Genomic DNA, 26,109 nt, shown 5'->3' on the forward strand with positions numbered 1-26,109 from the left:
TTTTTTTAGTGGTGACAGTGTCCGCAACCGCCGCCGCAGCACTCGCCGTCCTCCTTGTGCTCGTGTCCGCCACAGTCGCCACCACAACCGCCTTCGCAGTCGCCGCCGCATCCGCCACAGCCGTGACTCATGTGGGCAATCAGGTTCTGAATCTCCTGAGCCGTAGCGTCGCGATTCTCCAGCACCTGTCCCTTAAACTCCAGTGTCTGACCAGCCAGGGGGTGGTTCGTGTCCAGTGTCACGCCGTCGGCCTCCACCTTGGTCACCTGAGCCATAAAGTGCTTACCCTCCTCGTTCTGCATGGTGATCACGGCACCCTCATAGATGTTAGTGCTGTCAAACTTACCATTGATCTCGAAGTGTTCGCGACCCATTTTGTGCACGCCCTCCTCATAATATTCGCCAAAGGCCTGGGCAGGTGTCAGCGTGAAGTCGAACTCCTTGCCCTGTTCCAGTTGCGATATCTGCTCCTCAAAGCTGTCCAGCGAGAAGCCGAAACCTGTGATAAACTGGAAGGGACGGTCCTTCTGTGTTTCCTCCACCAGCTCCTTCTGTCCGTCCTTGTCGATGGTGTAGAGCTGGTAGTTCACTGAGATGTACTTGTTTTGCTTATTATCCATTTTGGTCTTTTTTATTCCGTTTTGGGTGCAAAGTTACGAAAAAGTCGAGAGCAAAACAAAGAAATTAATTTCTTTTTTTGCCGAGACGCAGTAACTTGGGCGAAGCCAGAGTTACGAAAAAGAAACGAGAATCCACCCAATTCTCACCTTATTATATTATAATAGGCGCCTCATCGCACAAAAAAAGCCAACAAGCAGGATAAAAGTACAAGAAAACTCTACAGTATTTGACATGGGTCAATAAAAGTGCTGTTTGCGCACACAATCACACAAAAAACATTGTCGGTTAGAAAAATCGTCGTACCTTTGCATCGTCAAAAGGAAATAAATCCTGGCGACAGGATAACAAACATAATTAATAGGTAGGAGCCTGAAGAGGTAGAAAAGATTCAGGATAACAAATTTAAAGAAAACAGGATAACAAACAAAAACGAAAAAAAGACGTTCGAAGGCTCCGAGTTAAAAAAAAGAAAGGAAAAGAAAAATGAAAAAGATTGTTTTGATGGTAGTTGCCATGTTCGTAATGACTGCAGCTTTTGCTGAGAACGAGAACAACAGTACAATGAAGAGCGTTGAGGCCTACGATATGACGATCAATATGCGTAAGTTGGCCGTGACACTTGACCTGACCAGCGACCAGATGGAAGCCGTACAGGACATTCACAACGCCTTCTGCAACGACATGATGCTGGCTGCTCATGCTCAGAGCGACGAGCGCAGTAACATGGTAAACCAGGCAGTGAAGAAGGACATGCGTTATATGCACTACATCCTTAACGATGCACAGTACAAGAAGTATGAGCTTCTTCTGATGACCACGCTGAAGAACCGTGGTTTGAAGTAAAAAGAAAGAAAAGAGAATAGTATAGAGATTGTTGTTGAGTAGAGAGGGAAGCCTTTTATTGAGGCGTCTCTCTTTTCTTTTTTGTATAAATCTTTGGCCTTTTGCTCCAGTTTTCGTAATTTTGCAGAAACTTTTTAAACGCAAACAAACTTATGAAAGCTATGAAAATTGTTGTGATGTCGTTGTTGGCCGCCCTTCTGGTGGGCTGCGGCACCACGAGTACAGTGCCCATCACGGGTCGTAAACAAACATTGCTGGTGACCGACGGCGAAGTACTGAGTCTGTCAACCCAGCAGTACAAGCAGTACATGCAGAGCGCCAAGCCCTCGACCAACGCCACCAACACCGCCATGGTGAAGCGAGTGGGGCAGAACCTGGCCAATGCCGTGAGCACCTATCTCACCAACAACGGCATGAGTGCCGAGCTCCAGAACTACGCCTGGGAGTTTAACCTCGTGCAGGACAATCAGGTGAACGCCTGGTGCATGCCTGGTGGCAAGATTGTGGTTTATGAAGGCATCCTGCCCATCACCCAGGACGAGGCCTCGCTGGCCATTGTCCTTGGTCACGAGATAGCCCATGCCGTGGCCAAGCACTCGGCCGAGCGCCTGAGCAACGAATATAAGAACCAGTATGGCACAGCCATCCTTGGCGCTGTGGTCCAGGGAGCAGGTGTCAGCGAAAAGACGCAGGCCCTCATCTCGCTGGGTCAGCAGTTGGGTGGCGCCCTGTGGACCTCAGGTTTTTCTCGTAAGCAGGAGAGCGAGGCCGACCACATGGGACTCATCTTCGCAGCCATGGCCGGCTACGATCCTCAGGTGGCCACAGCCTTCTGGCAGCGCATGGCCGCACAGGGCACTGGTGGTGGCGGTCTGTTCTCTGACCACCCCTCCGACGAGAAGCGCATCAAGGATATTCAGGGTTGGATGCCCGAGGCCTTGAAGTACTACGTGCCCAAGACCACCACGACTACGAAGAAGACCACTTCTAGCACGAAGAAGACAACCACCAAGAAAACCACCACGAAGAAGACTACCACCAAGAAAAAGTAATCCCTTCGTTGAGGTTGATACAAATAAAAATAGAGGCCGCTCGTCATCACGACGAACGGCCTCTTCGTTTTTGCTTAATGATTCATTAGGTCATATCTCAATCTTTCCGCCCTGCTTCAAAGTGCCAAACAGGATCTCGCGCATCAGTTGCGGCTTCAGTCGCTGACCAATCACGCGGTCCATCTCTCTTGCGCCATATTCCTGTGTGTAGCCCTCTTTCAGCAGCGCCTCAAAAGTCTCGTCCTTCAGTGTCAGTTCCACCTTTTTCGCTTTCAACTTCTCCTGCAGCTCGCCCACCTTCTTCCTCAGAATCAGTTCGGCCATGTGGCGATCCATGTCGTTGAACACCACCGTGCCACTCAGTCGGTTGATAAACTCAGGCTTAAACGTCTTCTTCACCTGCTTCATCATGGCCTCGCCTCGGCTCACGCCACCCTGAAAACCAATCGACTGGCCGGCATACTGAGCCCCAGCGTTCGACGTCATAATCAGAATCACGTTGCGGAAGTCGGCCTTGCGCCCCTTGTTGTCCGTCAGTCGGGCGTAGTCCATCACCTGTAGCAGAATGTTATAGATGTCCTGGTGCGCCTTCTCAATCTCGTCCAGCAGCAGCACGCAGTGGGGCGTCTTGCGAATGGCGTCCGTCAGCAGTCCGCCGTCCTCGTAGCCCACATAGCCAGCAGGCGAGCCAATCAACTTAGCCACCGTGTGTTTCTCCGTATATTCGCTCATGTCGAAACGCAGCAGCTCGATGCCCAGTTCCTTGGCCAGCACGCGTGCCACCTCCGTCTTGCCCACGCCCGTGGGGCCCACAAACAGCAGTGCCGCCGTTGGCTTGTTGTCGTCCAGCAGTCCTGCCTTCGCCATCTGCACGGCCTCCACCACCTGTCGGATGGCCTCGTCCTGGCCGTAGATTTGGGTGGAGAGTGTAGAGTTGAGCGTGTAGAGTTTAGAGTTTGCTTCCGCTGTGGAGTCGTCCTCCACCTTGCAGGTTCTGGCTAAAACTTCGGCTATGAGAGCCTTTGTTACGAGTGTAGAGTTTTCACTCTCTCCACTCTCCGCTCCACACTCAACAAGTGCGCCTGCCTCGTCCATCAGGTCGATGGCCTTGTCGGGCAGGAAGCGGTCGTTAATATATTTCGCACTCGCCTCCACAGCATAGCGCAGGGCCTCGTCGTCGTATTTCACGTGGTGAAACTCCTCATATCTGGGGCGCAGCTGCATCAGGATGTTCACGGCCTCGTCGATGCTGGGCTCCAGGATGTCAATCTGCTGAAAGCGGCGTACCAGTCCCTTGGAGCGCGAAAAGTGGCGGTTATACTCCTCGTAGGTTGTCGAGCCGATGAAGCGCAAGTCGCCACGCTCCAAGTAGGGCTTCAGCATGTTCGACGCATCCATCGAGCTCTCGCCCACGGCACCAGCGCCCACCAGGTTGTGAATCTCGTCAATGTAAACAATATTATTCGTGTTTTCGCCAGCCACGCCGTCCATCACCATCTTGATGCGCTTCTCAAAGTCGCCCCTGTACTGCGTGCCAGCCAGCATGGTGCCCAGGTCAAGCATATAGATCTTGCTGCCCTTCAGTCGTTCAGGCACGCGCCCACTGTTGATGCGCTCAGCCAGTCCGTAGATCAGCGCCGTCTTACCCACGCCAGGCTCGCCCACGTGCAGCGGGTTGTTCTTGTCCCTGCGGCACAGCACCTGGATGGTGCGTTCCAACTCAGCCTCGCGCCCAATCAGGGGGTTCTTCTGGTCCAGCACGTCGTTCATGCAAGTCACCAGTCGTCGCCATCCGCTGGCCTCGCTGGCCTGCTCGTCGTCGCTGTTGTTAGTGGCGTCAGTGGCCTGCTCGTCGTCCATCTCGTAGTTCGATATGATGTCGCTCACAAACTCCGACTCGCTCTCGCCCAGGTACTTTTTCAGCAGATAGGTCGCCCACGACTTCTCCAGCTGCAGCAGGGCCACCACCACGTGGGGCGTGTCCAGCGCCTCGGCACTGCTCGAAATCACCTGCAGCGAGGCCTCGCCCATCAGTTGCGTATAGAGGTCCGACGGCATCAGCTGATAGTCCACCTCCTCAGGCACACGGTCCATCTCGGCCAGTTTCTCCTCCAGCTCGTCCTCCAGTGCCGTGATGTCGCAATAGAAGTCGATCACCGAACAGAACACATCCTCGCCCAGCAGTGCGTGCAGCACCACCTCAGGCGTGATGAATTCGTATCGGCGCTCCTTGCACAGGTCCACGCACTCGGCGAACAAGTCGTTCAGTCGTTCAGTCAGTTTTATATCTTCCATGTTGATTTTTTAATCAGGTTCGTACGTCAGCCTCAGTGGAAATCCCTCTTTGCGTGCCATGATGGTGGCCTTTCTCACCTTCGACACGGCAATGTCGTAGGTATAGATGCCCACCACGGCCTTGTCCGAGTGGTGCACCTGCAGCATCAGCTGTTCTGCCTCGGCCGGCTGTTTAAAGAATACCTGCGTCAGCACCTTGACAACAAAGTCCATGGGGGTGAAGTCATCGTTGTGGATGGTCACCTTGTAGCGTGGCGGCTCGCGCAGGTCTGTGCGCTGCCTCTCCTTGATGTGTGATTGTTCCTGTGGCATAACAAGTGCAAAGTTACTAAATTTCGGATGGAAATGCAAGTTTTTTGCTGAAAACATGGGGGGACATAGTCTCAATTCTCATGACAAAAGCCCCTCTGAGATTTAAAAATTCTCCACCAAAATTTTTTCGCGCGCGTACAGGCGAAATATGAGCAAATAAGCAATGTGCTGATATTCAAGCGGTTGTAAAAACACCTCCAAAAGTGTAAAGAATCAGAAAGCGTTCGCATATTCGTTTAGGGTGCAACGGAGCCTGTTTTACCTTGCAACGGAGCCTGAGTTGCATTGTAAAACAGGCTCCGTTAGGGTGTAACTCAGCCTCCGTTGCATCGTAAAATCGATAGGGGTCAAAAATGGGCGAAAATCAAGCGAAAAAAGAGCCAAAAATACCCCTTTCGCCACTCTAGTTTGTCCATTCTCAGACCCCTAATTTTTAGCACTTTTTCTTTACATCAGTATTTTGTCTACCCATACACCCATACACCCATACACGCATATCATTTCGTTTTTCGCTTTTCATGATGGGAGGATGAAGGAGGGTAGTAAATATTTATATATTATATATATATTATAATATATATATAATATATAAATATATATATCCCTTTTTTTGATACGCCACATACATATCGATTTACCAAATGATATGCGTGTATGGGTGTATGGGTGTATGCCTAAAACTTTAATACAGCCGAGTGGTTTCTTGAGCCTGTCGAGCCATCTTAGCTACCCATACACCCATACACCCCTACACCCATATCATTTCGTTTTTTCATTTTTCATTTCCCCAATTTTTCCAGATAAAATGTAAACAGTTTGCATTTTTTTTACTACCTTTGTAGGCAAGTATCGGCAAACCGTCGTAAACGACGCCTGCCCCAGGCAAGAAATCGTTCGCAAGAACCCCTTGCTGCAAGGCAAAAATCTCTGAGTGCAGAGTGCTGATATGATTTTAGTGGGTAAATATAATAGCATCAGCTATTTATTCAGAGCGTCGTGAAACCTAGGAAATTTCAAAGATGTAATATAATGGATAAGTCAGTTGGTGTCCGTGCGATAGCGCGGGCATGACTTATATCTTATATATTACAGGTTATTCCTAGGACCTCACGATGCAAGAGAAGAGCCATGACTCGCGCTTCTTTTGTGTCCTGAGGTCTTATTGTGATTACCTGTAAGCTAACCTGAAGATATAGTTTTGGTGCTTGCTAAAACTATATCGTTAATCTATGCTTATAGACAATCGTAACGATCGTTATCCCCCAAGTGGCTTGGGTATCAAGACCGTGTGGGATTTCATCAACATGTATTCTGGTAACCAGTCACAGCAGATGGGACGTCTGGATATTGTGACAGGCTACTTCACTATCCGTGCGCTGAGTAAGCTATACAGGGAAATTCCTGAAACGGATACCTTCCGCATTGTTTCTTCTGAGATGGTAAGACCAGACGAGGCGACTGATGACATTATCGACCTGTTGAATGGCGACCAGAGTATTGACACAGCCCTCGAGTTGGACGAATATGCTGAGGAAGCAAAGGCTTTCTTGGAGCGTAACAACGTGCAGGTAAAAAGCATTCTGAATGCATTCTGCCATGCAAAGGCCTATATGTTTAAGAACTCCAACCCTCGTGGTCAGGGTTACTATCTGACAGGCAGCAGTAATATGACAGATGCTGGTCTTGGTCTCAAGAAAACCTCAAATGTGGAGCTGACTATTGGCGAAGCTGTTAATGGTGCCAATCCAGACTATACAGAGGTTTGTTCTTGGTTTGAGGACATCTGGCGTGATGCTAAAGATAAGATTCAAGATCCTGATGACAGTAAGGCAGGCTTGATTAGTGTAAAAGAATTCTTTATTCGCAAGATAGAGGAATACTTCAAGAAATACACACCTGAGGAAATCTATTACAAGATACTTTATGAATTGTTCAAGGCTGATTTAGACCTTGACGGCACGTCACTCGAACATCAGCAAGATATGTCGTTGCTGCAAACTAGTGAGATATGGCGCACCCTGTTCAATTACCAGCAAAAGGGAGTTATCTCGTTGATTAAAATGCTGCGAAAGTACAATGGCGCCATCCTTGCCGATGCTGTTGGTTTGGGTAAGACCTTCTCTGCATTGGCAGTCATAAAGTATTTCCAGATTCAAGGTTACACCACCGTATTGCTTTGCCCTAAGAAATTGCAGCAAAACTGGACGCAATATCTGAAAGGAGCTGGTTCACGCTTTGACAAAGATAAGTTCGACTATCAAGTGCGCTTCCATACAGATCTTCAGAATGAGCGCCTGCAAACGGCCTACGATACATTCCGTTTGGATTATTTGCAAAAACGTGAAAAGTTATTGTTGGTTATTGACGAGAGCCACAACCTTCGCAATGAGAAATCAGGCCGCTATCAGGAACTGATGGAAAAACTCATTCAGGTTCAGTCGCAAAAAGAGGGACACCAACTAAAGGTGCTCATGCTTTCTGCTACGCCTATCAATACAGGACTGCGCGATGTGAAAGGGCAATTCAATCTGATTGGCCGTGGAAAAGATAATGCTTTTGATACTGATGATTTTGGTGTTGAGTCACTGCGAAACCTCTTTGCTGATAGTCATAGAAAATACACGGAATGGTGTAAAGACCCAGATCGCACAATAGGCTCGTTCATTGCCAAACTGCAACCTAAGTTCTTTAACTTGACAGATAAACTTATCGTAGCTCGTACACGCCATTTGATCGAAAAAACATTAGGTGAGGATATGGGCTTTCCAGAGAAGGCAAAACCACAAAATGTTTATCAGGGCGTTGACCATTTTGGCAAGTATCAGAGTACAGATGAAATCTATGATGCCTTCGATAAATTGACACTGACGGCTTACCAACCAAGTCTATTCCTACCTGATTCACAGCAGAAAGCCAAGAAGGGAGCAAAAAGCGATTGGGAAGACAACGTAAACCGTGAACGCTTCCTTGTGAAGATGATGGGCATCCTGTTTATGAAGCGACTGGAGAGTTCGTGGTTTTCTTGTATGCTCACCGTCAAGAAAGTACTTGATGTGCATGAGCAAACGCTGCAAAAGGTGCTCGAATATAAGGAACACCAAAGAAATGGAGAGTTAGATATTGATGTACCTGATGAGGATGAGAACTTCGATGTTGACGATATGTTCACTCTTCGCAAAGGAACTATTCGTCTGAGCGACATGAAGAATCTTGGCGGTTTCGAGGCTGGCTTGCGCTACAATGTGAATCGTCTGAATGAAATCTATAAGAGTCTGCAAACCTTTGAAGAAGACTATCATAATGGTTTTGAGCAAGACTTGAAGATGGAGGAGCTTATCAGGATTCTCAAAGAGAAGCAAAAGGCAAACAATAAAAAAGTGGTTGTCTTTACTGCTTATAGTGATACAGCCAAGTTTCTCTATGATGAACTGCAGAAGCGAGGCTTTGCACATATTGCTACAGTTTCAGGTTCTGATATTCATAGTTCAGGAAATCATCATACCAATGACTTTCAAGAAGTTCTGCAAAGTTTTGCACCTTATAGCAAACTCTACAAGGAAAAGGATTGGAGTACGCTTTATGAAGATTCGAAACTCGATACAGAACAGTATTACAATGCAGAAAAGCGCCAGTGGAATGTCCCTTATGAATTGTGGGAGCAATTGGTCAGAGAGAGAGAACCAGCTACGGCTCGTCTGCTTGATGATCCTGTCGATATTCTGATAGCCTCAGACTGTCTATCAGAAGGTCAGAATTTGCAAGATGCTGATATGCAGGTGAATTACGACATCCATTGGAATCCTGTTCGTCTAATCCAGCGTTTTGGCCGTATTGACCGTATTGGCTCACCTAATAAGTTGGTGCAATGTGTTAATTTCTGGCCTGCAAAATCCTTTGAACAATACCTCCGTTTGGAAAGTCGCATCATGAATCGAATGGTGACCATGAATCTTGTTGGTTCAGAGACCCAGGAACTGAACGATGCCTATTTACAGATGGAAAAAGATAACCCTCTGATTGACAAGAATGCAGACCGTCTCTTGGCAGAGTTGGAAAACAACAGCATCAGCGACATCGAATCTCCACGTACCTTGTCGCTCAAAGACTTCTCACTCGAAGTTTATCGTCAGGATTTACTCGACTACTTTGAACGCTACAAGCAGCAGTTAGAAAGTATGCCGAATGGTATCTACTCAGGTTTTAGAAACGAAGATACGCTTTTTGAGCATGTTCCAGAATCGTTGGTGGCTGTCATTGGCTATCCCAAACGTGAACAGAATACCAAGAGTCATCACTATCGTGAAATCTATCTGATGTGCCAACCCGCCGACAAATCGCAGGCTCCCACTTTCACAGAAATGAATCGTGCAGAGGTACTAGACTTCCTGCGTAAAAACAAATATCAGGATCGCTATCTGCCAGACTGGATTGAGAGTCATCAGAAAGAGCGTCTGTCGAAGTTATCTGCCATTGTGCAGGAATGGATGGAGGAGAAGGTGCCACAACAGGCGGTTATAGATATGAAAGATCGCTTCCGCTCTAAAGGAAGTATGACAAAAAAATCTGCTGAAGAGGAAAGCCTAGACAAGAAATTTCAGAAGGAGAACTTTGACCTCATCGCATGGGAGTATGTAAGCAAATAAGGAAAAGGTATGGAACAAACTTTGAAACAATTTATCAACGGCAATCTTTTTGATGCCACTAACTTATTGCTGGGTGAACTCAATATCAAGCATACGCAAGAAATACCTTCACCCATACAATACAGCGACTTTTTTGACGGAGAAGTACCTCTGTATATCAAGAATGCTCTATCATTAACAACAAGGTGTTATTATATAGGTGAAGTAAGCGATGATTCACTATCTGGTAACAATAAAGATGCAACTACCCTCAGCGAGGACCTACAGAAACTGAGAGATAATGCCAAATATAAAAGCATGATGCTCTTTGCCGTTGACTTGCATTCTGATGCTAGCATCACCCGCTCCAATATGGCTGTACTGACTCGTGCTTTCAACCGCTTAGTGTATAACTTCCCTGTAACCGTCATTTTCCGTCAAGGGCATCTGCTGAGCATCGGCACTTGTGAACGTACAGAGTTCAAACAGAAATGGAAACAAGGTCAAGGAGAGAAGTTGGGACGTGTCACAATTTTAAGGAATATTGATTGTAATAATCCACATCGTGCTCAAATCGACATTCTTTCTCAAATGAATGCAGAGGAATGCACGAACTTTGATGACCTCTACAGAAAATGGATGACGGAGTTCGACATTTCGCTGCTCAACAAACAGTTCTATAAGGAATTGCAGGAATGGTTCTATTGGGCAGTTGACGAGATTAAGTTACCTCAAGTCATATATAGTAATCAGGACGATGACCAGCAAGCCAAAAACTTCATTGTGAGGATGCTCTCACGTCTGATGTTCTGTTGGTTTATAAAGGAACGTGGCCTCATAGAAAAACAACTATTAGAGCTAACTGACTTCAATAATCATAGATACCCTATCGTAAAAGATATTGATGATGAGAATTTCCTTGATAGCAACAGTTACTATCGTGGCATCTTGCAAAACATGTTCTTCAATGGTCTTAACAAACAGAACAAGTCAACACAAAAGGATTTCAAGTGTACGAACTATCTGCCTGATGGTTTTGACTACAAGCGTTTCCTCAATCTGCCATTCCTCAACTGTGGAACTTTCGACCCTTTGGAAGAGGACTTTAACAAGGAATCGATTGAAGACACTGTAATCTCAGTACCCAACCGACTGTTCTATGGTGATGACGAAAACAAAGGTATTAACAAAATTTTTTGTAGTTACCACTTCACTATCGAAGAGAATACACCGCTTGATATTGACATTGCCTTAGACCCAGAGATGCTTGGTTTGGTATTTGAGAATCTGCTAGCAGAAATTGACCCCAATAACGATGACGCTACCACCAAGAGTATTCGCAAGGCTACAGGTTCTTACTATACACCTCGCCCTGTAATTCAGTCTATGGTTAATGAAAGTCTATTAGTCTACTTGAAGAAGTGTATCGGATTTGAGGCAAACGAAAATGCAACGGAGTTCCTGACCAACTTGATTTATCACGATGTTCTAAATAATGATAGGCATAATCGTCAGATTGTAGAGGGCCTCTATGAAATTAGAGCATTAGACCCGGCTTGTGGAAGTGGTGCTTTTCCTATGGGCATGTTACAGCGAATTGTGGACTTATTGAAGATAGTCGATCCTGGTAACAGCCTTTGGCTTGATATCATGCTGGAACCGATAAAAGACTGGACTGTTCGTGAGAACTTCAAAAAGCAATTGGTTTGTCATCAGGATGACTACTCTCGCAAATTGGGTATTATACAGAACTGTATCTATGGTATCGACATTCAGCCTATAGCCGTACAGATTACAAAACTGCGTTTCTTTATTTCTCTTCTCATAGACCAAAAAATTGACAAGAATGCCGATAATGCAGGTGTTACTCCATTGCCAAATTTGGAAACGAAAATTGTATGTGCTGACTCATTGAAAAGCCTCAGTGCAGATGTTTTTGAAGAAGATCTGAAGGCCAAGATGATTCTTGAACGCGAGAAGTATTATCAGCCTGATGTTACATCTGATGAGCGTAAGGAGATTGCTGGAAGAATAGCAGATATGATGGATGTCTTATATCCCACATTTGCGATTAGACTCGGGATGAAGCAGGTTTCTAATAAAGCCGTTTTGAAGAAGTGGTTTATGACTGGTAGTGTCAATGCCCCATTCTTCGATTTGAAGACTTTTTTCCCAGAAATTGAAAATGGCTTCGACATTGTAATTGGCAATCCACCGTACGGAGGTTTCAAGATAGAAGATGATGTAAAAGATGGCCTTGGACTTGGAAACAAAGATCCATACGGAGCTTTTATAGCTCGTTTCTTGGGTAATGGCTCAAGAATCACACCTCTAAAATATGGAGGCGTATTATCCTATATTGTCAGCGACACCTTTATGACTATTGGCACACATCTGAAGCTTCGTCAACAGATGATGCACAACAAGATATACAAGATGGTACGCATGTCTCCCAAAACATTTAGTGCCACAGTCAATACCGTTGTTATTGTCTGTGAGAAATGCAGAGCAGATGCTACCGACTCTGCCATTGAGGGAAATATCTGTCAAATGGCCGATATGTCAAACATAGATATTCATGAGGATTTTGAGCATTTCATGGACATCCTTTCTCGAAGCACTATGCAAATAATCAATGTTGCCAATGAGGAATATGCTATTTACAACTATGAGCAGAAACTAATCAAGAACTGTTCTAACCTTCCGTTCTTTGTGGCTTCACCAAAGATATTTGGTTTGATGAATGATGCAGATAGGAACGCAATTAGAGGTACAACGCAATTGGGGGGTATAAGTATCCCTTTCAGACAAGCAAGCATAAACGAATCTATCATAAGAGTTGTAAATCTGGGCCTCGTATCTGAAGTCAAAACCGGACTTCAAACAGGCGACAACCCAGCATATCTTTTTCAAGATCCTGATGCAAGAGGTACCTATAAAGATATAAACTTATTTGTTGAAAAAGTCCTTAACGATGAAGATTTCAATAGAATCTCCAAAGACAAGAAGTTGCGTTTGGATATCATTTCAAATGGAATAAGTATAGATAATACACGTTCTCAGAGATATTTTGGAGGTAGGTATATACTCCCATATGACAAGGGTGGAGAAAGTGATAGCGATGGAGGTTGGCTCCCCAATTATTACGTCCCAACAAATTATTATATTGATTGGAGTGAATGGGCAGTTAATAGAATGAAATCACTGACCATAGCTGATCGAATAAGAATTAATAAGGAGAAAAAGAAAATAAACGCACGTGCAGAAAACACCTTAGCTGCTGTTATTAGAAGCCCTCAAACTTATTTCTTACCAGCAATAAATGTTTCGCGAGTTGGTATGTATAGTCCAACATTCAGAGTGTCATCCAATGCTCCATACGACTCTGGGTGTAATAACATCTTTACAGATTTGGATACAATTTACCTGATGGGTATACTTTGTAGCAAATTTTACCGTTTCTTGTTTATTAACTATGTAAATGGTACTGTAAACAGTCAGACGGATGATCACTTATTGCTACCGATAGTGGTTGATGAAATCAGTGGATTGAAAGAAAAAGTAGAAGCAATTATAAAGAAACAGCATGAGCCTGGCAATCTCCGATATGACTATGCTTCTCATGAACAAATTGAGATCGACAAATTAGTTTATAAAGCCTATGGCTTAAACGAAGATGACATCAACGAGGTTGAAACATGGTTTGCTCGTCGTTATCCCAAACTTGCATCGGCTCAACGTAGTAATCTTGAAAAGTTGAAGAGAAAATGAGATACTGGATGGTAAAGTTCGCTCCATTTCGTGTAAGTTGGGAAGACATCTTGGCTTCAGGAAAGTTTGAGATTTATAGCGTGAGGAATCCTCAGTCGCGCAACAATCTCGAACAGATGAAGGTTGGCGATCTTGCTTTCTACTATCATAGTCAGACTGATAAACGAGTGATGGGCATCATGCAAGTAGGTCAAGAGGCCCATCAGGACTTCACCACTTCAGACACTCGTTGGAAGTCTGTCACCTTCGAACCTGTTGAAACACTTAAATGCCCCATTACTCTACAAGCAATCAAGGATACAGAAGAGTTAAGTCAAATAGCACTCGTTCGTCAACCTCGTTTGGCAGTAAGTGAGTTGACAAAAGAAGAATACGAAACCCTTAAACAATTATCAATATGACGAAACTTGAAAAGCTATACAGCATCATAGAGAACTCTCGTGAGGTGGGAGTGAAGCTAAGCAAGGATGTCCTTCAACAAGTAGAGGAATTGGAGGAAGGTATTATCAAGGAAGAGATATTGCCTGCGTTGGGCAACGATATTGCGCCACGTTTGGAACCAATCAAGCGTGACTTGGTTCTGGTAGTGGAGTATCACCCTGGTGAACCCATCAGCGTGGCCCTGAGCCGTAAGACAAAGATTAGTGAGATTATGGGAGCTAAGACGCTGACACCTCGAAGCAGCACGCCTGTAAAGAGTGATGAAGAACCAGTAGAAGTAGAGCCACACGAACCCAAGAAGCACATAGAGAACACTACAAAGGGTATGCGCGTCACTTTCCCAGACGGCACAGTCATTTGGTATCGTCAGGCCATTGATACCTTCATTGATGCTCTACGTAAGATAGGGTTAGAGCGTATTCCTGAGGTTGGCATTATTCATAGCGACTTCAATCTTGTCAGCAAGGAGAAGCGCCCCACAGTTCCAGGTCGTATCTGGCAGCATGAGTGTGATGGCTGGTATATTTACTCGAACATCAGCAACGTAACCAAGAAAGAAGACCTGAAACGCATCTCAGACTACTATCACCTTGGACTAAAGATAGAAGATGGGAAACCAGAGTAGTTGGTCAGTAGGTAATATGAATGATGAAGGAGGGAGGAAGTAAGAAATAACGTGAAAGTATAATAATTTAATGGCGTACAGAAGTAATAGTAATGGGTGTGGTTGTATAATAGTCTTTATAATAGTGATGGCTATTATTGCTGGTATCAGAGGTTGCACAGAAAAACTAATTAATGGCGATCTAAAACTGCCAAAGCTTGGTTCCAGTCATGTTGGTAGTGGCTCTGGAGGTAATGGGACTTCTAATGGTTACAATGTGGAATACAATCAAACTTCATCACCCAGCAACAATGGGAGTTTAGAAGATTATACACATACAAATGACCAGCCAACAGAATATCAAGATGGAAGAAGTACATCTCCATCATCTTCGAATTCTGTTTATGACTCTCCTTCTCGTTCGATGAGTGTTGATAATTCGTCCTCGAATTATTCATCTTCATCCGCTGCTGGAAACAATACAACTATTTCCAATAGACAAGGGGCTAAAACCTACTACAAAACATGTGGTTTATGTGGAGGTAAAGGTAAAAGGACCATTAATGAATGGTACTTTGGAGAAGTAATGTGGGGACGGGCGTGTCCAAAATGTGGCCGTTCTGATGAACATTGTCATAGCGAAATCGTAGAGTGTGACGTATGTTCTGGTAAGGGAAAAATTAAGATGGAAATAGTAGATGGACCATTTGGCGAGATGGAGATAAGGGCTTGGGATATTTAGCAGCATTATAATGGTAGGTACCAGTCTCCTGCCATCGCTAAAGGTTAATTCATGTTTTTAAGACTGGCCGAACTGATTTGACAATGTATCGTGGATAGGAACAAGCAATTCTTTTGCCATCTGGATGATGTCCTTATGAAAAACTATCAGCAAATCTTGTATCTTGTTTAAATCAACATGTTTTTTTGTTTCATCTGAGTTGTATTTGCCTTTCACAACGTTGAAGAATTCTTCGTACAGTATATAACTGCTGTTCTCTAAATACTGGCGATGCTTAAGCCTGTTTGCCAAATCAAGCACTTCCTTATGGCGCTTCTCGAAATTAGAAATTGGGTTGTCGTCTTTGTTCTGATACAGTAGTTTTTTTATCTGAGAGATTTTGCACCTTCGCAATATTTCTTCCATATTCTGTCCTGTCAATTCTGTTGGTGCATATAGCTGGTGATTAAACCAGAGACATTGCAACACCATATCGAAGCTGTTGTGATACCAGATAAGTGCCGAATATAGATAATGCTGTTTGAAATATTCCGTTTTGAACTTGTTGCCAAAGTCTTTTTCTTCCACTATGTCCAAATAGGGATGCTTGTATGACATCGCCAACATAAAACGTGCCGTTTCAAGTTCACGCACGAAATCAATAATACGACGTCTGGTTTCCATATCTTCAGGAGTCACAGGTTGTACCTCCCCTAAATCCCTAAGAAAATTTGCCGATTCTAATACGCAATAAGCATCTCTTGTTGTCATAATGATAAAATACGAATAATAATTGGTAATAATCTCAAATTGAGGAGGGAAATGTTAGATGGCAGGTGCCAATCCACTGTCATCCTCCCTGTCGTCTGGACGAAACAGTGACCTGACCTAGTTTCTTTATTGCTAATAGCCATAACGCCATAATCGATTTTTATAGTTAATTGCCTGATTAACAGTATTAGCAATGTTTCTATAATTAAAACCTAAAACTCCTTTCTGTAACATTTCAATCACTTTCTTACGGTCTGCACATACCAACACTTTAACATTCGTTCCTTTGAATTGTAAAAGACTCCATAATGGTTCTCGTAATGGATCATTGTCATAATTATCTTCGTCTTGCGCAAGTAGTCCTTTGAAATCAAAAATTACAGGAACATTGCTATTCAGCCATTCTTTGGGTAGATATCTTTCTGGACATTCAAGAACAAAGATATCACTTTTAGGACTCGTTGGCCAGATTACACAATATTCAAAGGCATCCTTAAAATGCTTAAAATCAAGTTTGCGTCTAGTCCCGTCTACAATCCACATCATGTATTCGTAAAACTTTTCGCGTGAGGTCCTTTCAGCCTCCGAGATATTTGAATGTTGGAATTCTATAACCATATTCCTATTTGTTTTTATATCAGCGATATGTTTCTCTCCAGTCTTTTCGTCGTAAGAGATAACCTCTTGCCACTCTTGGGGAAACAAATTCTTCCATTGTCTATGCCATTCTGTCTCATTCTCCCACCATGAGTCACAATGTTTGCAGCTTTTATGTGCCCAATGATCGGCCTTGAATTGACCACATTTTGCAATTACTGGCTGATTACACAAAGGGCAAAGTCCTTTTAGACCTTTCTTTGCCTCTATTTTCTGGTTGTCAACAATAGCATATTTCATAATCGTAATATTTATATTAGGGATAAATACAAATTATATGCCAAAATAAAAAGGGACGCACCAAAGTGCGTCCCAACCAAGTAGATCTAAATTGAGAATCACAATTTCATTTAGATGGTGCAAAGATAAGTTTTATATTTGGATTATACAAACAAATCACAAATAAATTGTGAAATAAATCTTTGAATCTTATAAATCGTCTTCTGCAACTGATAATTGGTCAATGACCATATCAGGTGTAACATATGTGAGTGAGACGTAGTCTGTATCTACTCCTCCTACTAATACATGACTAACGATGACGTAGGGACAGGTGAGTGACATTGGCGATGGCTGAGGGAAGAAGTAGGATGGTTGATGGTTGATGTCTGATGTCTGACGCTATGCCATAAAAAAGACGAGACTGGCTCGTCATCACGACGAACCAGCACACAAAAACAAAATTGTTATAATAAAACTAAACGTTATTGCGGCGTAAAGCACGCATACGTTTTAATACTACGGCTGCAAAGATACGTATTCTCAGGCGAACTTCCAAATGTTTTGCAAATTTTTCTTGGGAAACTTTGAGAGGACGAAAGCTGATGGCTGAGGGCTGAGGGCTGATTTCACTCTCTTGTCTACCCATATGTGCGTCGTATCCCGAATGGGTGTCCTCTCGCTTTCGAAAGCCAAACTGATAAGTATCGCACCCACCCAGTGGTACGTCTTCGAGGAAACTGACACTATATCTTGTGCCCGAATCAGTGGTAAAATCAAAGTCGCCATTGTTGAGGGTAACCTCGTATGGCGACTTCCGATTGATATCTTCGAGAGTAATCTTTATCATACCAAAGCTATTTTCTGCTGGTCTTCATTAGCCCAGCGCTCAGCAACTTTACGTTCCCATTCGCGTTTGATTTCCAACGAATGCTTCCATCGACGTAATGCCTCTTCGTGTGTAATTTTCTTGATATCCATAATGGCAGTCCATTTTGATTTCTGCTGCAAAATTAAGAATATTTTCCGAATAAACAAATAAAAACAAACAGACATTAGGGACAGGCGAGCGTCTCGCTCTTGAATCCCTTTAATCGGGAAAGGGCAGCTTATGAATAATCAATCACTTGTCATCGTAATGCCCATAAGCAGAAAGCACATCTACGTAAACTTCGGTTTCGAAGATGCGATACACCAAACGATGTTTCTTGGTAATCTGACGGCTCCAACGATTCTCAGGCTTACCCTTCAGTGGTTCTGGATGGCCAGTACCAGTTTGAGGATGGTCTACAATCTCGTTGAGCAATTTGACAGCTTTCTTATAAGATGCGGGTTCGCTGCGCTTTAGTTTGGCAAGTCCCTCTTTAGCTTCGGGGGCATATGTAATAGTGTATTTCATCAGAGCGAATCTAACCAAGCATTCATGTCGTCTTTATTTGTAAAGGTGATACCTTTACCCTCAGCGATTTCTTTCTCTGCTTTATCTACACGAGTAAAGAATTCCTCCTTCGTCATGAGCGTCGGATCTTCTTTTTCTGCCACAAGCTTGCGCAGATATTTGGCTGCACGCTTCAGCAGATTTTCGTCCTCTGCTATGATGCTCATATTACGGAGCAGTTCGGCATTCATCTGTATTGCTGTCATATCATAATTTTTTTTCGATGCAAAAATAGAAATAAAAACTGAAAATACAAAATAATATATGGAAAAACTGAAAATGCAAACCACGAATAGATGACGTAGGGGGTTGACAGTTTCCTATGTCCCCCCATGTTTTTCCAAAAAATGTTGCAAATACACTATTTTTTTAGTACCTTTGCATCCTGTTTGCCGTGCGCGTGTTCAAATTTACACGCATTCGACCATAAAAAGTAACGATTAAAAAATAATATAAATGAAAACAAATGCTATGATGCTGGCCCTGCAAGGATGCCTGGGGCTACAAGGATTCAGGGGCGCACTCCTGCGCCTGAGTATGACGCTGCTGTTAGTAATGCTCACCGTCACGACGGCATGGGCGGACGATAGTGGCACATGTGGTGACAACCTGAAATGGGAATTCACGTCGAGCGACAGTACGCTCACCATTAGTGGTACAGGCGATATGGATGACTATGATCCTGGAAAAGATCCATGGCGTCATTATATATCCAAAATAAATAAAATCATATTGCCTGAAGGCTTGAGTAAAATCGGTAGTTGGGCATTCTACAATGCTGGTAATCTGAAAGAGTTAACCATTCCAGCAAGTGTCACACAAATCAATGAATATGCTTTTACGTACGTAGGACTCGATAATGGCTGCACTTTGACCTTTGCCCAGGGAAGCAAACTCTCTTCTATCGAAAAAGAGGCATTCAAGTCCTTCAAGGGCAACGTAGATTTGCATGAATGCACAAACCTGACCACTATCGGTAAATACGTATTCGCCAGTGGCTATTTGCTGAAAAAGATAACCATTCCGGCAAGTGTAGAAATAATCGATGATTATGCTTTTCAGGACGTGGGAAGCGAACTCGATAATGGCTGCACTTTGACCTTTGCCCAAGGAAGCAAACTCTCTTCTATCGGAAACTATGCATTCAAGAGATTCAAGGGCGACATAGATTGGCTTGAATGCACAAGCCTGACCACTATCGGTCAATACGCATTCTCTGGTGCTGTTAATTTGGAAAAGATAACCATTCCTGCCAGTGTAGAAAGATTCGAATCCTATGCTTTTCAGAACGTGGGAAGTAAACTCGGTAAAGGCTGCACTTTGACCATGGCCCAAGGAAGCCAACTCAAGTATCCCAAAGCCAATGCATTCAATGGCTTCAAGGGCGATATAGATTTGCGTGAATGCACAAGCCTGACTATTATCCATAAGAATACATTTGAAGGATACCAGGCTGGCACCCTCAGGCTACCAGTCAGCCTATCAATAATCGAAAAGGATGCATTTATAAATTCAAAACCGAGTAAAGTCTATGTTGCCTACAAGAACTGCGTTCTCTATGTCAACGACAAATATAGGTCTGTTAACCCAGACACAAAATACGTTGGGGCGAATATCAAGTCTAATCTAAGAATTACTGCTAATGGCAGTAAGAAACTTGATTTCACACGCGTTTCCTTCGATGACATTGCCATATCATTTGACGAACAGGATACAACCTACGTCATCTCGCAAAAGCAAGGATTAATTGATCTTGGTGATAAATTGGCCGAAGAATTACAGAGTTTTAGGCTCAAAGGCCAGAAGGTAAAACTTGCGGCAGACCTTGACTTCACAAATATGCCGTTAGACTGTGAGATTACTTCAAATCAAAGAGGAAACTTCATGCCAATCGATATTTATTTATCTTCGATATATTTCTCATTCGATGGGCAGGGACATACCATAAAGGGACTCAAATTCAGCGGTGAAGAAAATGTAGGACTATTCAGTACCATCACAACGAATTCGATTGTCAAGAACGTAACCCTTATCGCCCCAAACTTTAGCGGCACTAATAGTATTGGCGGCATTGCAGGCAATAACAATGGTGGTAGTATTACTAATTGTAGCGTTATTGCTCCATCTATAAGTGGCGATTCGCATCTTGGTGGCATTGCAGGCAAAAATGAAAAAGGAACTATTAGCGAGTGCAATGTTATTGATCCATCTATCAGTGGCACAGGTTCATTTATAGGTTGCGTCATCGGTGGTGGCAAAATCCCCGTTAGATGCGACTTCGATGTCAGCACGGGACTGGATATTTACGGTGAGGACGTGGATGTCCCATTTCTTGATGCAAGACTCGCCAAAAACAGGCCTCTCCTTCATCTGAATCTCGACTATGGCATAACATCAACCAAAGCCATTACTATCAGAAACTACACTATGGGTGAGCTGTACGATAAAATATGGCTTTATGCAAATCGTGCGGGATATGAATTGGTAAATTACAAAAGCGAGGAAGTTACTATCGAGGATAACTCGTTCCAAATGCCACAGAAGAACGTGAGTGTTACGGCCGTTTGGGAGCCTATGAATGATATCATCTTTAAGGGCAGTCTGAATGAAGGTGTCAACTGGAGCACCTTCTATTGTGGCGATGCAGGCTATCGCATTAATGAGGAAGAGAATGCCTGCGCCTATACCGCTACGTTGGGCGACGACGAGATCACCCTCCACCAGCTGGGCAAGGTGATTCCCAAGGGCACGGCCGTCATCATTGCCAGCGAGAACAACGACATCAGCATGACTCGCGATGATGTCTCGGCTGCTGAATATAAAGTTGAGAACGACCTTAATGGCGTGGACCTGCCGACGGCTCGCACCTCACTCACCAACAACGATGCCCAGACGCTCTTTATGCTGAGCAACAAGAACGACCACTTTGGCTTCCACAAGTTTGGTGGCGCCAATGTGCCTGCTCGCAAGGCCTACTTCACCGTTTCGACGTCGACCGACGCCCGTTCGTTCAGCATGGTGTTCGAGGACGAGAGCACACGAATTGTTTCGACCACGGATAGAACGGATCAATCGGATAAGGCTGACGCATGGTACACCCTCGACGGACGTAAGCTCCAGGGTAAGCCCACGCAGAAGGGACTGTATATCGAAAATGGACACAAGGTGGTAATTAAGTAATTAAGTAAGAAAAGCAATATGAAAAAAGAATATATGAAACCCACGATGTGCGTGGTAATGTTGACCAACAGCTGCTCTCTGCTTGCAGGCAGTAAGAAAGGTTTTAATAATTATAAAGAACTTGGCGACACGCCCATCCCTACATACCCGGACGACGATGATGATGATATCATCGACGAGGACGATGTGATTTAGGACTGTCCCCTGCTGTTTTTGAATAGAATTTGTGGGAATTTTTTGGATGATGCCAAATTATTTTTTATATTTGCAGTCGTAGAATTTTAATAATGTTATACTATGAAGAGGATTATTCTTTGCGCTATCTGCGCTATGTGGGGCTTTGTGGCTGTCAATGCCCAGGGTAAGTTCGGCCATGTTAATTCAGCGGAGATTATTCAGGCGATGCCTGAGTACACAACGTCGCAGAAAGAAATAATGGCGCTGCAACGGCAGTATGAGAAAAAACTGGATGAACTGCAGAATGACGTTCGGAAGAAAATGGAGGGGTATCAGAAAATGCCTGCAAACACGAGCGAGGCTGCCAGGAAGAGTCAGGAGGAGGACATAAGAATGGCGCAGTCGGTTGTTCAGGGCTACTATGAGAACAGTCAGAAGGCGCTGGCCGACGAGCAGGAAAAGAAACTGAAGGTTATCAGGGATAAGATTCTCGAGGCCGTTCAGGCTGTGGGCAAGGCTGGTGGATATGTCTATATCATGGACACGACGCAGGGCATCCCCTATATCTCGACTACGCTCTCTACTGACGTGACCAAGGAGGTGAAGGCTAAGTTGGGGATAAAAAAGTAGGAAAGGGATAAAACAAGATAGGCTCGTCATCACGACGAGCCTATCTTGTTTTGAAAAGAATTTGTAAAATTATATCAGTTATTCTTTATGAAAATGGTGGTTACTTCCACCAGAAATCGTCGACAAAGTAACCCTGCACATAGTCGGTGAAGCGATCGTGCTCGTCGGCTATGTTCATGCGCTCTGGCACTGGGGCGAAGGTGTCGTCCACCAGAATCTTGCAGGCTGCCTCGCCAGTGGTGGCTCTGAGTTCCATCCAGACGCCACTCTTCAAGACCTCGATGGTGATGTTCTTGATCTGCTCTGGCGTGGTGTATTCGCCATCGACCTCGAAGGTGACTGGGTCGACCGTGGGTCCTGCGCCTGTGTTAAACATCTGATAGGTGCCGTTGGCGTTGGGCGTGGTCTGGCCAAAGAGACCGTGAACCTCGATGCCCATGACGCGCAGAGGCAGGGTGCCACCTGCGCAGATGAGCTTCAGGGTGGTCTTGCCATTCTGGGCCTTCACCACATCGAACACGACATCGTTGAAGTCGAAGTCGCCTGCCTCTGAGGCAGACAGGTCCTCGGCAATGACGCGATAGAGTGGGGTGCCGCCTGTAAAACCTGGGTTACAGGGCGATGGGGCAATGGTGATGTTGGGCTTGCCTGGGAGGAAACCTGCAGCAAAGAGGTTGGTGGCGATGCTGAAGCCGTCGGCCTCGTTGATGAAGGGCTTGGGCTGGGCAGAGCCACTGCCATCGCTGTCGTAGCCCTGAGCGAAATGGGTCTGGGCCGACACGTAGAGATTACCTCCATAGGTTACTGCGCCATGACTGTTGATGCTGGCCAGATAGGGGTCGCGAACGATGTCCTTGGCCTGGAACACGGCATAGCCATCGGGCGAGATGCCAAAGATGCCATAGCCCTCGTCGACGGCTGTGCCTGACTCGAGCTGGGCTGTCTGATGGACAACGAAGACAGCATCCTCACCCATCTCGATCTTGAACGGACCTGTGACAACGCCCTGACGGGTGTCACGTCCGCCATAGAAATTCTCTGTGACCACGCCACAGCCGGCATCAATCTTGAAGGTGCCCTGGGCCGATGAGATGTTCATCTCGAAATCGTGACCCACCTCGAGGAAACAGTTGTTGATGACGTTCTCGCTGCCTCCGATATAGGCGTAGTCGTAGGTGGTCCAATGGCCATTGTTCACCCAGCCTGAGTTGTTGGACTGAACACGGGTGGTGGCTGTGGCTGTGAACGTGCCATTGTTCTGAATGGCGCCTGCATTCACAGTGACGTTGGCCACATAGGCTGTGCCGTCGTTAACGATGCGACTGGTATTACTCTCGACATTGACGCTGCCTGCTTCCAGTCGGCCTACGTTATAGAGGAAGCTGGACATGTTGACCTGGAAGGTGCCTGCCTTCAGCGTGCCGTGGTTATAGACCTTGGTGTTGGTGTTGGCCGTGAGTTCTGTGGCGGCCTCGAGTGTGGCTCCCTGGGCAATATAGATGGCTGCTACGTTGAGGGTGCTGGCGCTGACCTTGCCCAACTTGAGTGTGGCGCCCTCGATCAGATAAATCTCTGAACGATAGTCGGGGGCGAAACGTGGGCTTTCGGCCGAGAGGTCGCCTTCGGACAGGTCGACAACGCCTGTGACGTAGATCTTGCTGGCGCCTGACCACGTGGAAACGCTCTGGGTGGTGGCGTCAATATAATAGGAACCTGCACCTGCTCCCCAGGTGGGCAGTTTGTTGACACCCTCAGGAACGGCTGCCAGGAAATTGCTGGCGGCACAGTCGGTGGGGAACGAAATGGTGGGCTGCAGACTCCTGCGGAACATGGCATTGGTGCCCATGGCGCGAGCCGAGGTGCGCAAGCTGGAAGGGTTACTGCTGAAGCCCCAGTCGACATTGGGGGCCACTTTGCCAAAGGCGTTTTCGAAGGCCTGGGCATAGGTGGCGTTGACGGTCTCTTCGATGCTGCCACCGTTGAATGAGTCGTCGTGCCTACATGATGTGAATAGCGCTGTGGTGCTTAACATGGTTGCTCCAACCAGTATCAATGCGAGATGCTTGTTGTTTCCCATAATTTTAATAGGTTAGATTGGTTAGTATTCTAATTATTAAGATTTTGCGCAAATATAGGCAAAAAAATAACAAGTTGTATGTGATAACGGGTTAAAAAAAGTTAAGTGTAAGATAACACATGGGAGGGAGAAGGCCTGAAAATGCGTTATTTTTCGTACCTTTGCAGGCAAATTGCAAAAATTAAATGATGAATCGACTTCCCCATCCCCTTGTGGCAACCATTCCGCTGGTGGTTCTGATTGGATTGCTGGCCGTGATTATTGCGCTGTTTGGCAGCGATTCGCTGAGTGGCGGCAGTCAGGTGAGCCTGCTGGCAGCCATGGCCGTGTGCGTGTTTATCTCGATGGTGTTCTATCGCAATCCGTGGAAGGCTTTCGAGGCGCAGATTGAGAAGACGGTGGGGGGCGTGGCCGTGATGATCCTGATTCTGCTGGCTGTGGGTATGCTGGCTGGAGCGTGGATGATCAGTGGCGTGGTGCCTACGCTGATTTATTATGGCGTGCAGATGCTGTCGCCTCAGTTTTTCCTGGTGTGCGCCTGCGTGATTTGTGCACTGGTGTCGCTGCTGTCGGGCAGTTCGTGGACCACAATAGCCACGATTGGCGTGGCACTGCTGGGCATCAGTCATGCACTGGGCATCAACGAGGCTATTGCGGCTGGTGCCATCATATCGGGTGCTTACTTCGGCGATAAGATGTCGCCACTGAGTGATACAACCATCCTGGCATCATCGTCGGCTGGGGTGGACATCTTTTCGCATATCCGCTATATGATGCTGACCACGATGCCGGCCTTCCTGATTACGCTGCTGATTTTTACGGCCATGGGACTGGGTTTCGACGCTGACGACAGTATTCATGTGCACCAATATACGGAGGGACTGTCGAAGACGTTCAACATCTCGCTGTGGACGCTCTTGGTGCCTGTGCTCACGGGCGTGCTCATTGTGAAGCGTGCGCCCTCGCTCATCGTACTGTTCCTGTCGGCCATGATGGCTGGCGTGATGGCGCTGATCCTGCAGCCACACATCCTGACGGAGATTGCCGGCGATGCTGAGTTGAGCAGGGTGGGGGCGCTGACCAAGGGACTGGTGATGACGTTCTATGGTCCTACGGCCATCGAAACGGGCTCGGCCGAGTTGAACGATCTGGTGTCGACGGGTGGCATGGCTGGCATGCTGAACACCATCTGGCTGATTGTGTGCGCCATGTGTTTTGGTGCAGCGATGGTGGCCAGCGGCATGATTGAGAGTATCACGAAGGTGGTGATCAGTTGGGTGCGCAGCAGAGTGGGTCTGGTGGCTTCGACAGCCAGTACGGGCTTGTTTCTGAATGTGGCCACGGGCGACCAGTTTATCAGTATTGTGCTGACGGTAAACATGTTTAAGGACGTGTATAAACGGCAGGGCTACGAGGCGCGACTGGTGAGCCGTACGGCTGAGGACTCGGCCACGGTGACCAGTGTGCTGGTGCCTTGGAACACGTGTGGACTGACGCAGAGCACGGTGCTGGGCGTGGCCACGATTGCTTATCTGCCTTATTGCTTCTTTAATATCCTGAGTCCGCTGATGACGATTCTGGTGGCGGCTGTGGGATGGAAGATCAGGAGGAAGATGAGAAATGAAAAATGAAAGATATGAGATGATAAAATCATAAAAATGATAATATGATAAAATGA

Annotated in this window: 21 protein-coding genes; 11 read left to right on the forward strand and 10 right to left on the reverse strand. The window is 45.7% G+C overall.

Annotated elements, in window-relative coordinates:
- Positions 1–5: 5 nt before the first annotated feature.
- Positions 6–620: a peptidylprolyl isomerase gene (locus tag M1D30_RS04420; protein ID WP_248506667.1), complete on the reverse strand. Its 615-nt coding sequence runs from the start codon at positions 618–620 to the stop codon at positions 6–8.
- A gap of 484 nt (positions 621–1,104) precedes the next feature.
- Between M1D30_RS04420 and M1D30_RS04425 the strand changes: the two genes are divergently transcribed.
- Positions 1,105–1,464 carry a hypothetical protein gene (locus tag M1D30_RS04425; RefSeq protein ID WP_248506669.1) on the forward strand — a complete coding sequence of 120 codons (360 nt, stop codon included), beginning with the start codon at positions 1,105–1,107 and terminating at the stop codon, positions 1,462–1,464.
- A 152-nt stretch (positions 1,465–1,616) separates the two neighbouring features.
- On the forward strand, positions 1,617–2,516 hold the full coding sequence (locus M1D30_RS04430; RefSeq protein ID WP_248506671.1) for a M48 family metallopeptidase: 900 nt from the start codon (positions 1,617–1,619) through the stop codon (positions 2,514–2,516).
- Positions 2,517–2,606: 90 nt separating this feature from the next.
- On the opposite strand, the gene M1D30_RS04435 is transcribed toward M1D30_RS04430, so the two are convergent.
- Both M1D30_RS04435 and M1D30_RS04440 read right to left on the reverse strand, forming a co-directional pair.
- The gene (locus tag M1D30_RS04435) at positions 2,607–4,811 is read right to left on the reverse strand and encodes an AAA family ATPase (protein ID WP_248506673.1); all 2,205 of its coding nucleotides are present in this window, start codon (positions 4,809–4,811) and stop codon (positions 2,607–2,609) included.
- Between the two features lie 9 nt (positions 4,812–4,820).
- Positions 4,821–5,123, reverse strand: a complete 303-nt coding sequence (locus M1D30_RS04440) for an ATP-dependent Clp protease adaptor ClpS (protein WP_248506675.1) — start codon at positions 5,121–5,123, stop codon at positions 4,821–4,823.
- Positions 5,124–6,352: 1,229 nt separating this feature from the next.
- Between M1D30_RS04440 and M1D30_RS04445 the strand changes: the two genes are divergently transcribed.
- The 5 genes from M1D30_RS04445 (at position 6,353) to M1D30_RS04465 (ending at position 15,303) form a co-directional block, all read left to right on the forward strand.
- Positions 6,353–9,766, forward strand: a complete 3,414-nt coding sequence (locus M1D30_RS04445) for a helicase-related protein (protein ID WP_248506676.1) — start codon at positions 6,353–6,355, stop codon at positions 9,764–9,766.
- Positions 9,767–9,775: 9 nt separating this feature from the next.
- A complete protein-coding gene (locus M1D30_RS04450; protein ID WP_248506678.1) occupies positions 9,776–13,516 on the forward strand; it encodes a BREX-1 system adenine-specific DNA-methyltransferase PglX in 3,741 nt (1,246 codons plus the stop codon).
- Positions 13,513–13,917 carry an EVE domain-containing protein gene (locus M1D30_RS04455; protein WP_248506679.1) on the forward strand — a complete coding sequence of 135 codons (405 nt, stop codon included), beginning with the start codon at positions 13,513–13,515 and terminating at the stop codon, positions 13,915–13,917. The genes M1D30_RS04450 and M1D30_RS04455 overlap by 4 nt, the downstream gene beginning before the upstream one ends.
- Positions 13,914–14,582 (forward strand): hypothetical protein, encoded by a 669-nt coding sequence (locus tag M1D30_RS04460; protein WP_248506681.1) that lies wholly within the window; start codon positions 13,914–13,916, stop codon positions 14,580–14,582. The genes M1D30_RS04455 and M1D30_RS04460 overlap by 4 nt, the downstream gene beginning before the upstream one ends.
- 127 nt (positions 14,583–14,709) lie before the next feature.
- A complete protein-coding gene (locus M1D30_RS04465) occupies positions 14,710–15,303 on the forward strand; it encodes a hypothetical protein (protein ID WP_248506682.1) in 594 nt (197 codons plus the stop codon).
- Between the two features lie 57 nt (positions 15,304–15,360).
- Here M1D30_RS04465 and M1D30_RS04470 read toward each other — a convergent pair whose 3' ends face one another.
- The 6 genes from M1D30_RS04470 to M1D30_RS04490 form a co-directional block, all read right to left on the reverse strand.
- Entirely contained in the window at positions 15,361–16,053 is a 693-nt protein-coding gene (locus tag M1D30_RS04470) for a hypothetical protein (RefSeq protein WP_248506684.1), read from the reverse strand.
- Positions 16,054–16,185: 132 nt separating this feature from the next.
- Positions 16,186–16,950, reverse strand: coding sequence for a competence protein CoiA (locus M1D30_RS04475; RefSeq protein WP_248506685.1), 765 nt, complete (start codon positions 16,948–16,950; stop codon positions 16,186–16,188).
- Between the two features lie 457 nt (positions 16,951–17,407).
- Complete coding sequence (locus M1D30_RS04480) at positions 17,408–17,779, reverse strand: hypothetical protein (RefSeq protein WP_248506686.1); 372 nt, start codon at positions 17,777–17,779, stop codon at positions 17,408–17,410.
- A complete protein-coding gene (locus tag M1D30_RS13725; protein WP_256466176.1) occupies positions 17,776–17,910 on the reverse strand; it encodes a hypothetical protein in 135 nt (44 codons plus the stop codon). Before M1D30_RS13725 ends, M1D30_RS04480 begins: the two co-directional genes overlap by 4 nt.
- Before the next feature lie 142 nt (positions 17,911–18,052).
- Positions 18,053–18,328 (reverse strand): Txe/YoeB family addiction module toxin, encoded by a 276-nt coding sequence (locus M1D30_RS04485; protein WP_248506693.1) that lies wholly within the window; start codon positions 18,326–18,328, stop codon positions 18,053–18,055.
- A complete protein-coding gene (locus M1D30_RS04490) occupies positions 18,328–18,573 on the reverse strand; it encodes a hypothetical protein (RefSeq protein ID WP_248506695.1) in 246 nt (81 codons plus the stop codon). The genes M1D30_RS04485 and M1D30_RS04490 overlap by 1 nt, the downstream gene beginning before the upstream one ends.
- Positions 18,574–18,823: 250 nt before the next feature.
- On the opposite strand from M1D30_RS04490, the gene M1D30_RS04495 reads away from it, so the two are divergent.
- From M1D30_RS04495 to M1D30_RS04505, 3 genes are all read left to right on the forward strand, one after another.
- Positions 18,824–21,547: a leucine-rich repeat domain-containing protein gene (locus M1D30_RS04495; RefSeq protein ID WP_248506697.1), complete on the forward strand. Its 2,724-nt coding sequence runs from the start codon at positions 18,824–18,826 to the stop codon at positions 21,545–21,547.
- An 18-nt stretch (positions 21,548–21,565) separates the two neighbouring features.
- Positions 21,566–21,742, forward strand: a complete 177-nt coding sequence (locus M1D30_RS04500) for a hypothetical protein (protein WP_248506699.1) — start codon at positions 21,566–21,568, stop codon at positions 21,740–21,742.
- A gap of 102 nt (positions 21,743–21,844) precedes the next feature.
- A complete protein-coding gene (locus M1D30_RS04505) occupies positions 21,845–22,354 on the forward strand; it encodes an OmpH family outer membrane protein (RefSeq protein WP_248506701.1) in 510 nt (169 codons plus the stop codon).
- Positions 22,355–22,454: 100 nt separating this feature from the next.
- Here the strand turns inward: M1D30_RS04505 and M1D30_RS04510 are convergent, their stop codons facing one another.
- The gene (locus M1D30_RS04510; RefSeq protein WP_248506703.1) at positions 22,455–24,431 is read right to left on the reverse strand and encodes a hypothetical protein; all 1,977 of its coding nucleotides are present in this window, start codon (positions 24,429–24,431) and stop codon (positions 22,455–22,457) included.
- 185 nt (positions 24,432–24,616) lie between these two features.
- On the opposite strand from M1D30_RS04510, the gene M1D30_RS04515 reads away from it, so the two are divergent.
- Positions 24,617–26,062, forward strand: a complete 1,446-nt coding sequence (locus M1D30_RS04515) for a Na+/H+ antiporter NhaC family protein (RefSeq protein ID WP_248506705.1) — start codon at positions 24,617–24,619, stop codon at positions 26,060–26,062.
- Positions 26,063–26,109: the final 47 nt, after the last annotated feature.

It is taken from the genome of Prevotella sp. E15-22, from assembly GCF_023204875.1.
Taxonomy (GTDB): domain Bacteria; phylum Bacteroidota; class Bacteroidia; order Bacteroidales; family Bacteroidaceae; genus Prevotella.

What these genes read in the sequence shown, in the direction of transcription:
- M1D30_RS04420 (WP_248506667.1), bottom strand. Translation starts at nt 620, where the DNA reads ATGGATAATAAGCAAAACAAGTACATCTCAGTGAACTACCAGCTCTAC.
- M1D30_RS04425 (WP_248506669.1), top strand. Translation starts at nt 1,105, where the DNA reads ATGAAAAAGATTGTTTTGATGGTAGTTGCCATGTTCGTAATGACTGCA.
- M1D30_RS04430 (WP_248506671.1), top strand. Translation starts at nt 1,617, where the DNA reads ATGAAAGCTATGAAAATTGTTGTGATGTCGTTGTTGGCCGCCCTTCTG.
- M1D30_RS04435 (WP_248506673.1), bottom strand. Translation starts at nt 4,811, where the DNA reads ATGGAAGATATAAAACTGACTGAACGACTGAACGACTTGTTCGCCGAG.
- M1D30_RS04440 (WP_248506675.1), bottom strand. Translation starts at nt 5,123, where the DNA reads ATGCCACAGGAACAATCACACATCAAGGAGAGGCAGCGCACAGACCTG.
- M1D30_RS04445 (WP_248506676.1), top strand. Translation starts at nt 6,353, where the DNA reads ATGCTTATAGACAATCGTAACGATCGTTATCCCCCAAGTGGCTTGGGT.
- M1D30_RS04450 (WP_248506678.1), top strand. Translation starts at nt 9,776, where the DNA reads ATGGAACAAACTTTGAAACAATTTATCAACGGCAATCTTTTTGATGCC.
- M1D30_RS04455 (WP_248506679.1), top strand. Translation starts at nt 13,513, where the DNA reads ATGAGATACTGGATGGTAAAGTTCGCTCCATTTCGTGTAAGTTGGGAA.
- M1D30_RS04460 (WP_248506681.1), top strand. Translation starts at nt 13,914, where the DNA reads ATGACGAAACTTGAAAAGCTATACAGCATCATAGAGAACTCTCGTGAG.
- M1D30_RS04465 (WP_248506682.1), top strand. Translation starts at nt 14,710, where the DNA reads ATGGCTATTATTGCTGGTATCAGAGGTTGCACAGAAAAACTAATTAAT.
- M1D30_RS04470 (WP_248506684.1), bottom strand. Translation starts at nt 16,053, where the DNA reads ATGACAACAAGAGATGCTTATTGCGTATTAGAATCGGCAAATTTTCTT.
- M1D30_RS04475 (WP_248506685.1), bottom strand. Translation starts at nt 16,950, where the DNA reads ATGAAATATGCTATTGTTGACAACCAGAAAATAGAGGCAAAGAAAGGT.
- M1D30_RS04480 (WP_248506686.1), bottom strand. Translation starts at nt 17,779, where the DNA reads ATGATAAAGATTACTCTCGAAGATATCAATCGGAAGTCGCCATACGAG.
- M1D30_RS13725 (WP_256466176.1), bottom strand. Translation starts at nt 17,910, where the DNA reads ATGGATATCAAGAAAATTACACACGAAGAGGCATTACGTCGATGGAAG.
- M1D30_RS04485 (WP_248506693.1), bottom strand. Translation starts at nt 18,328, where the DNA reads ATGAAATACACTATTACATATGCCCCCGAAGCTAAAGAGGGACTTGCC.
- M1D30_RS04490 (WP_248506695.1), bottom strand. Translation starts at nt 18,573, where the DNA reads ATGACAGCAATACAGATGAATGCCGAACTGCTCCGTAATATGAGCATC.
- M1D30_RS04495 (WP_248506697.1), top strand. Translation starts at nt 18,824, where the DNA reads ATGAAAACAAATGCTATGATGCTGGCCCTGCAAGGATGCCTGGGGCTA.
- M1D30_RS04500 (WP_248506699.1), top strand. Translation starts at nt 21,566, where the DNA reads ATGAAAAAAGAATATATGAAACCCACGATGTGCGTGGTAATGTTGACC.
- M1D30_RS04505 (WP_248506701.1), top strand. Translation starts at nt 21,845, where the DNA reads ATGAAGAGGATTATTCTTTGCGCTATCTGCGCTATGTGGGGCTTTGTG.
- M1D30_RS04510 (WP_248506703.1), bottom strand. Translation starts at nt 24,431, where the DNA reads ATGGGAAACAACAAGCATCTCGCATTGATACTGGTTGGAGCAACCATG.
- M1D30_RS04515 (WP_248506705.1), top strand. Translation starts at nt 24,617, where the DNA reads ATGATGAATCGACTTCCCCATCCCCTTGTGGCAACCATTCCGCTGGTG.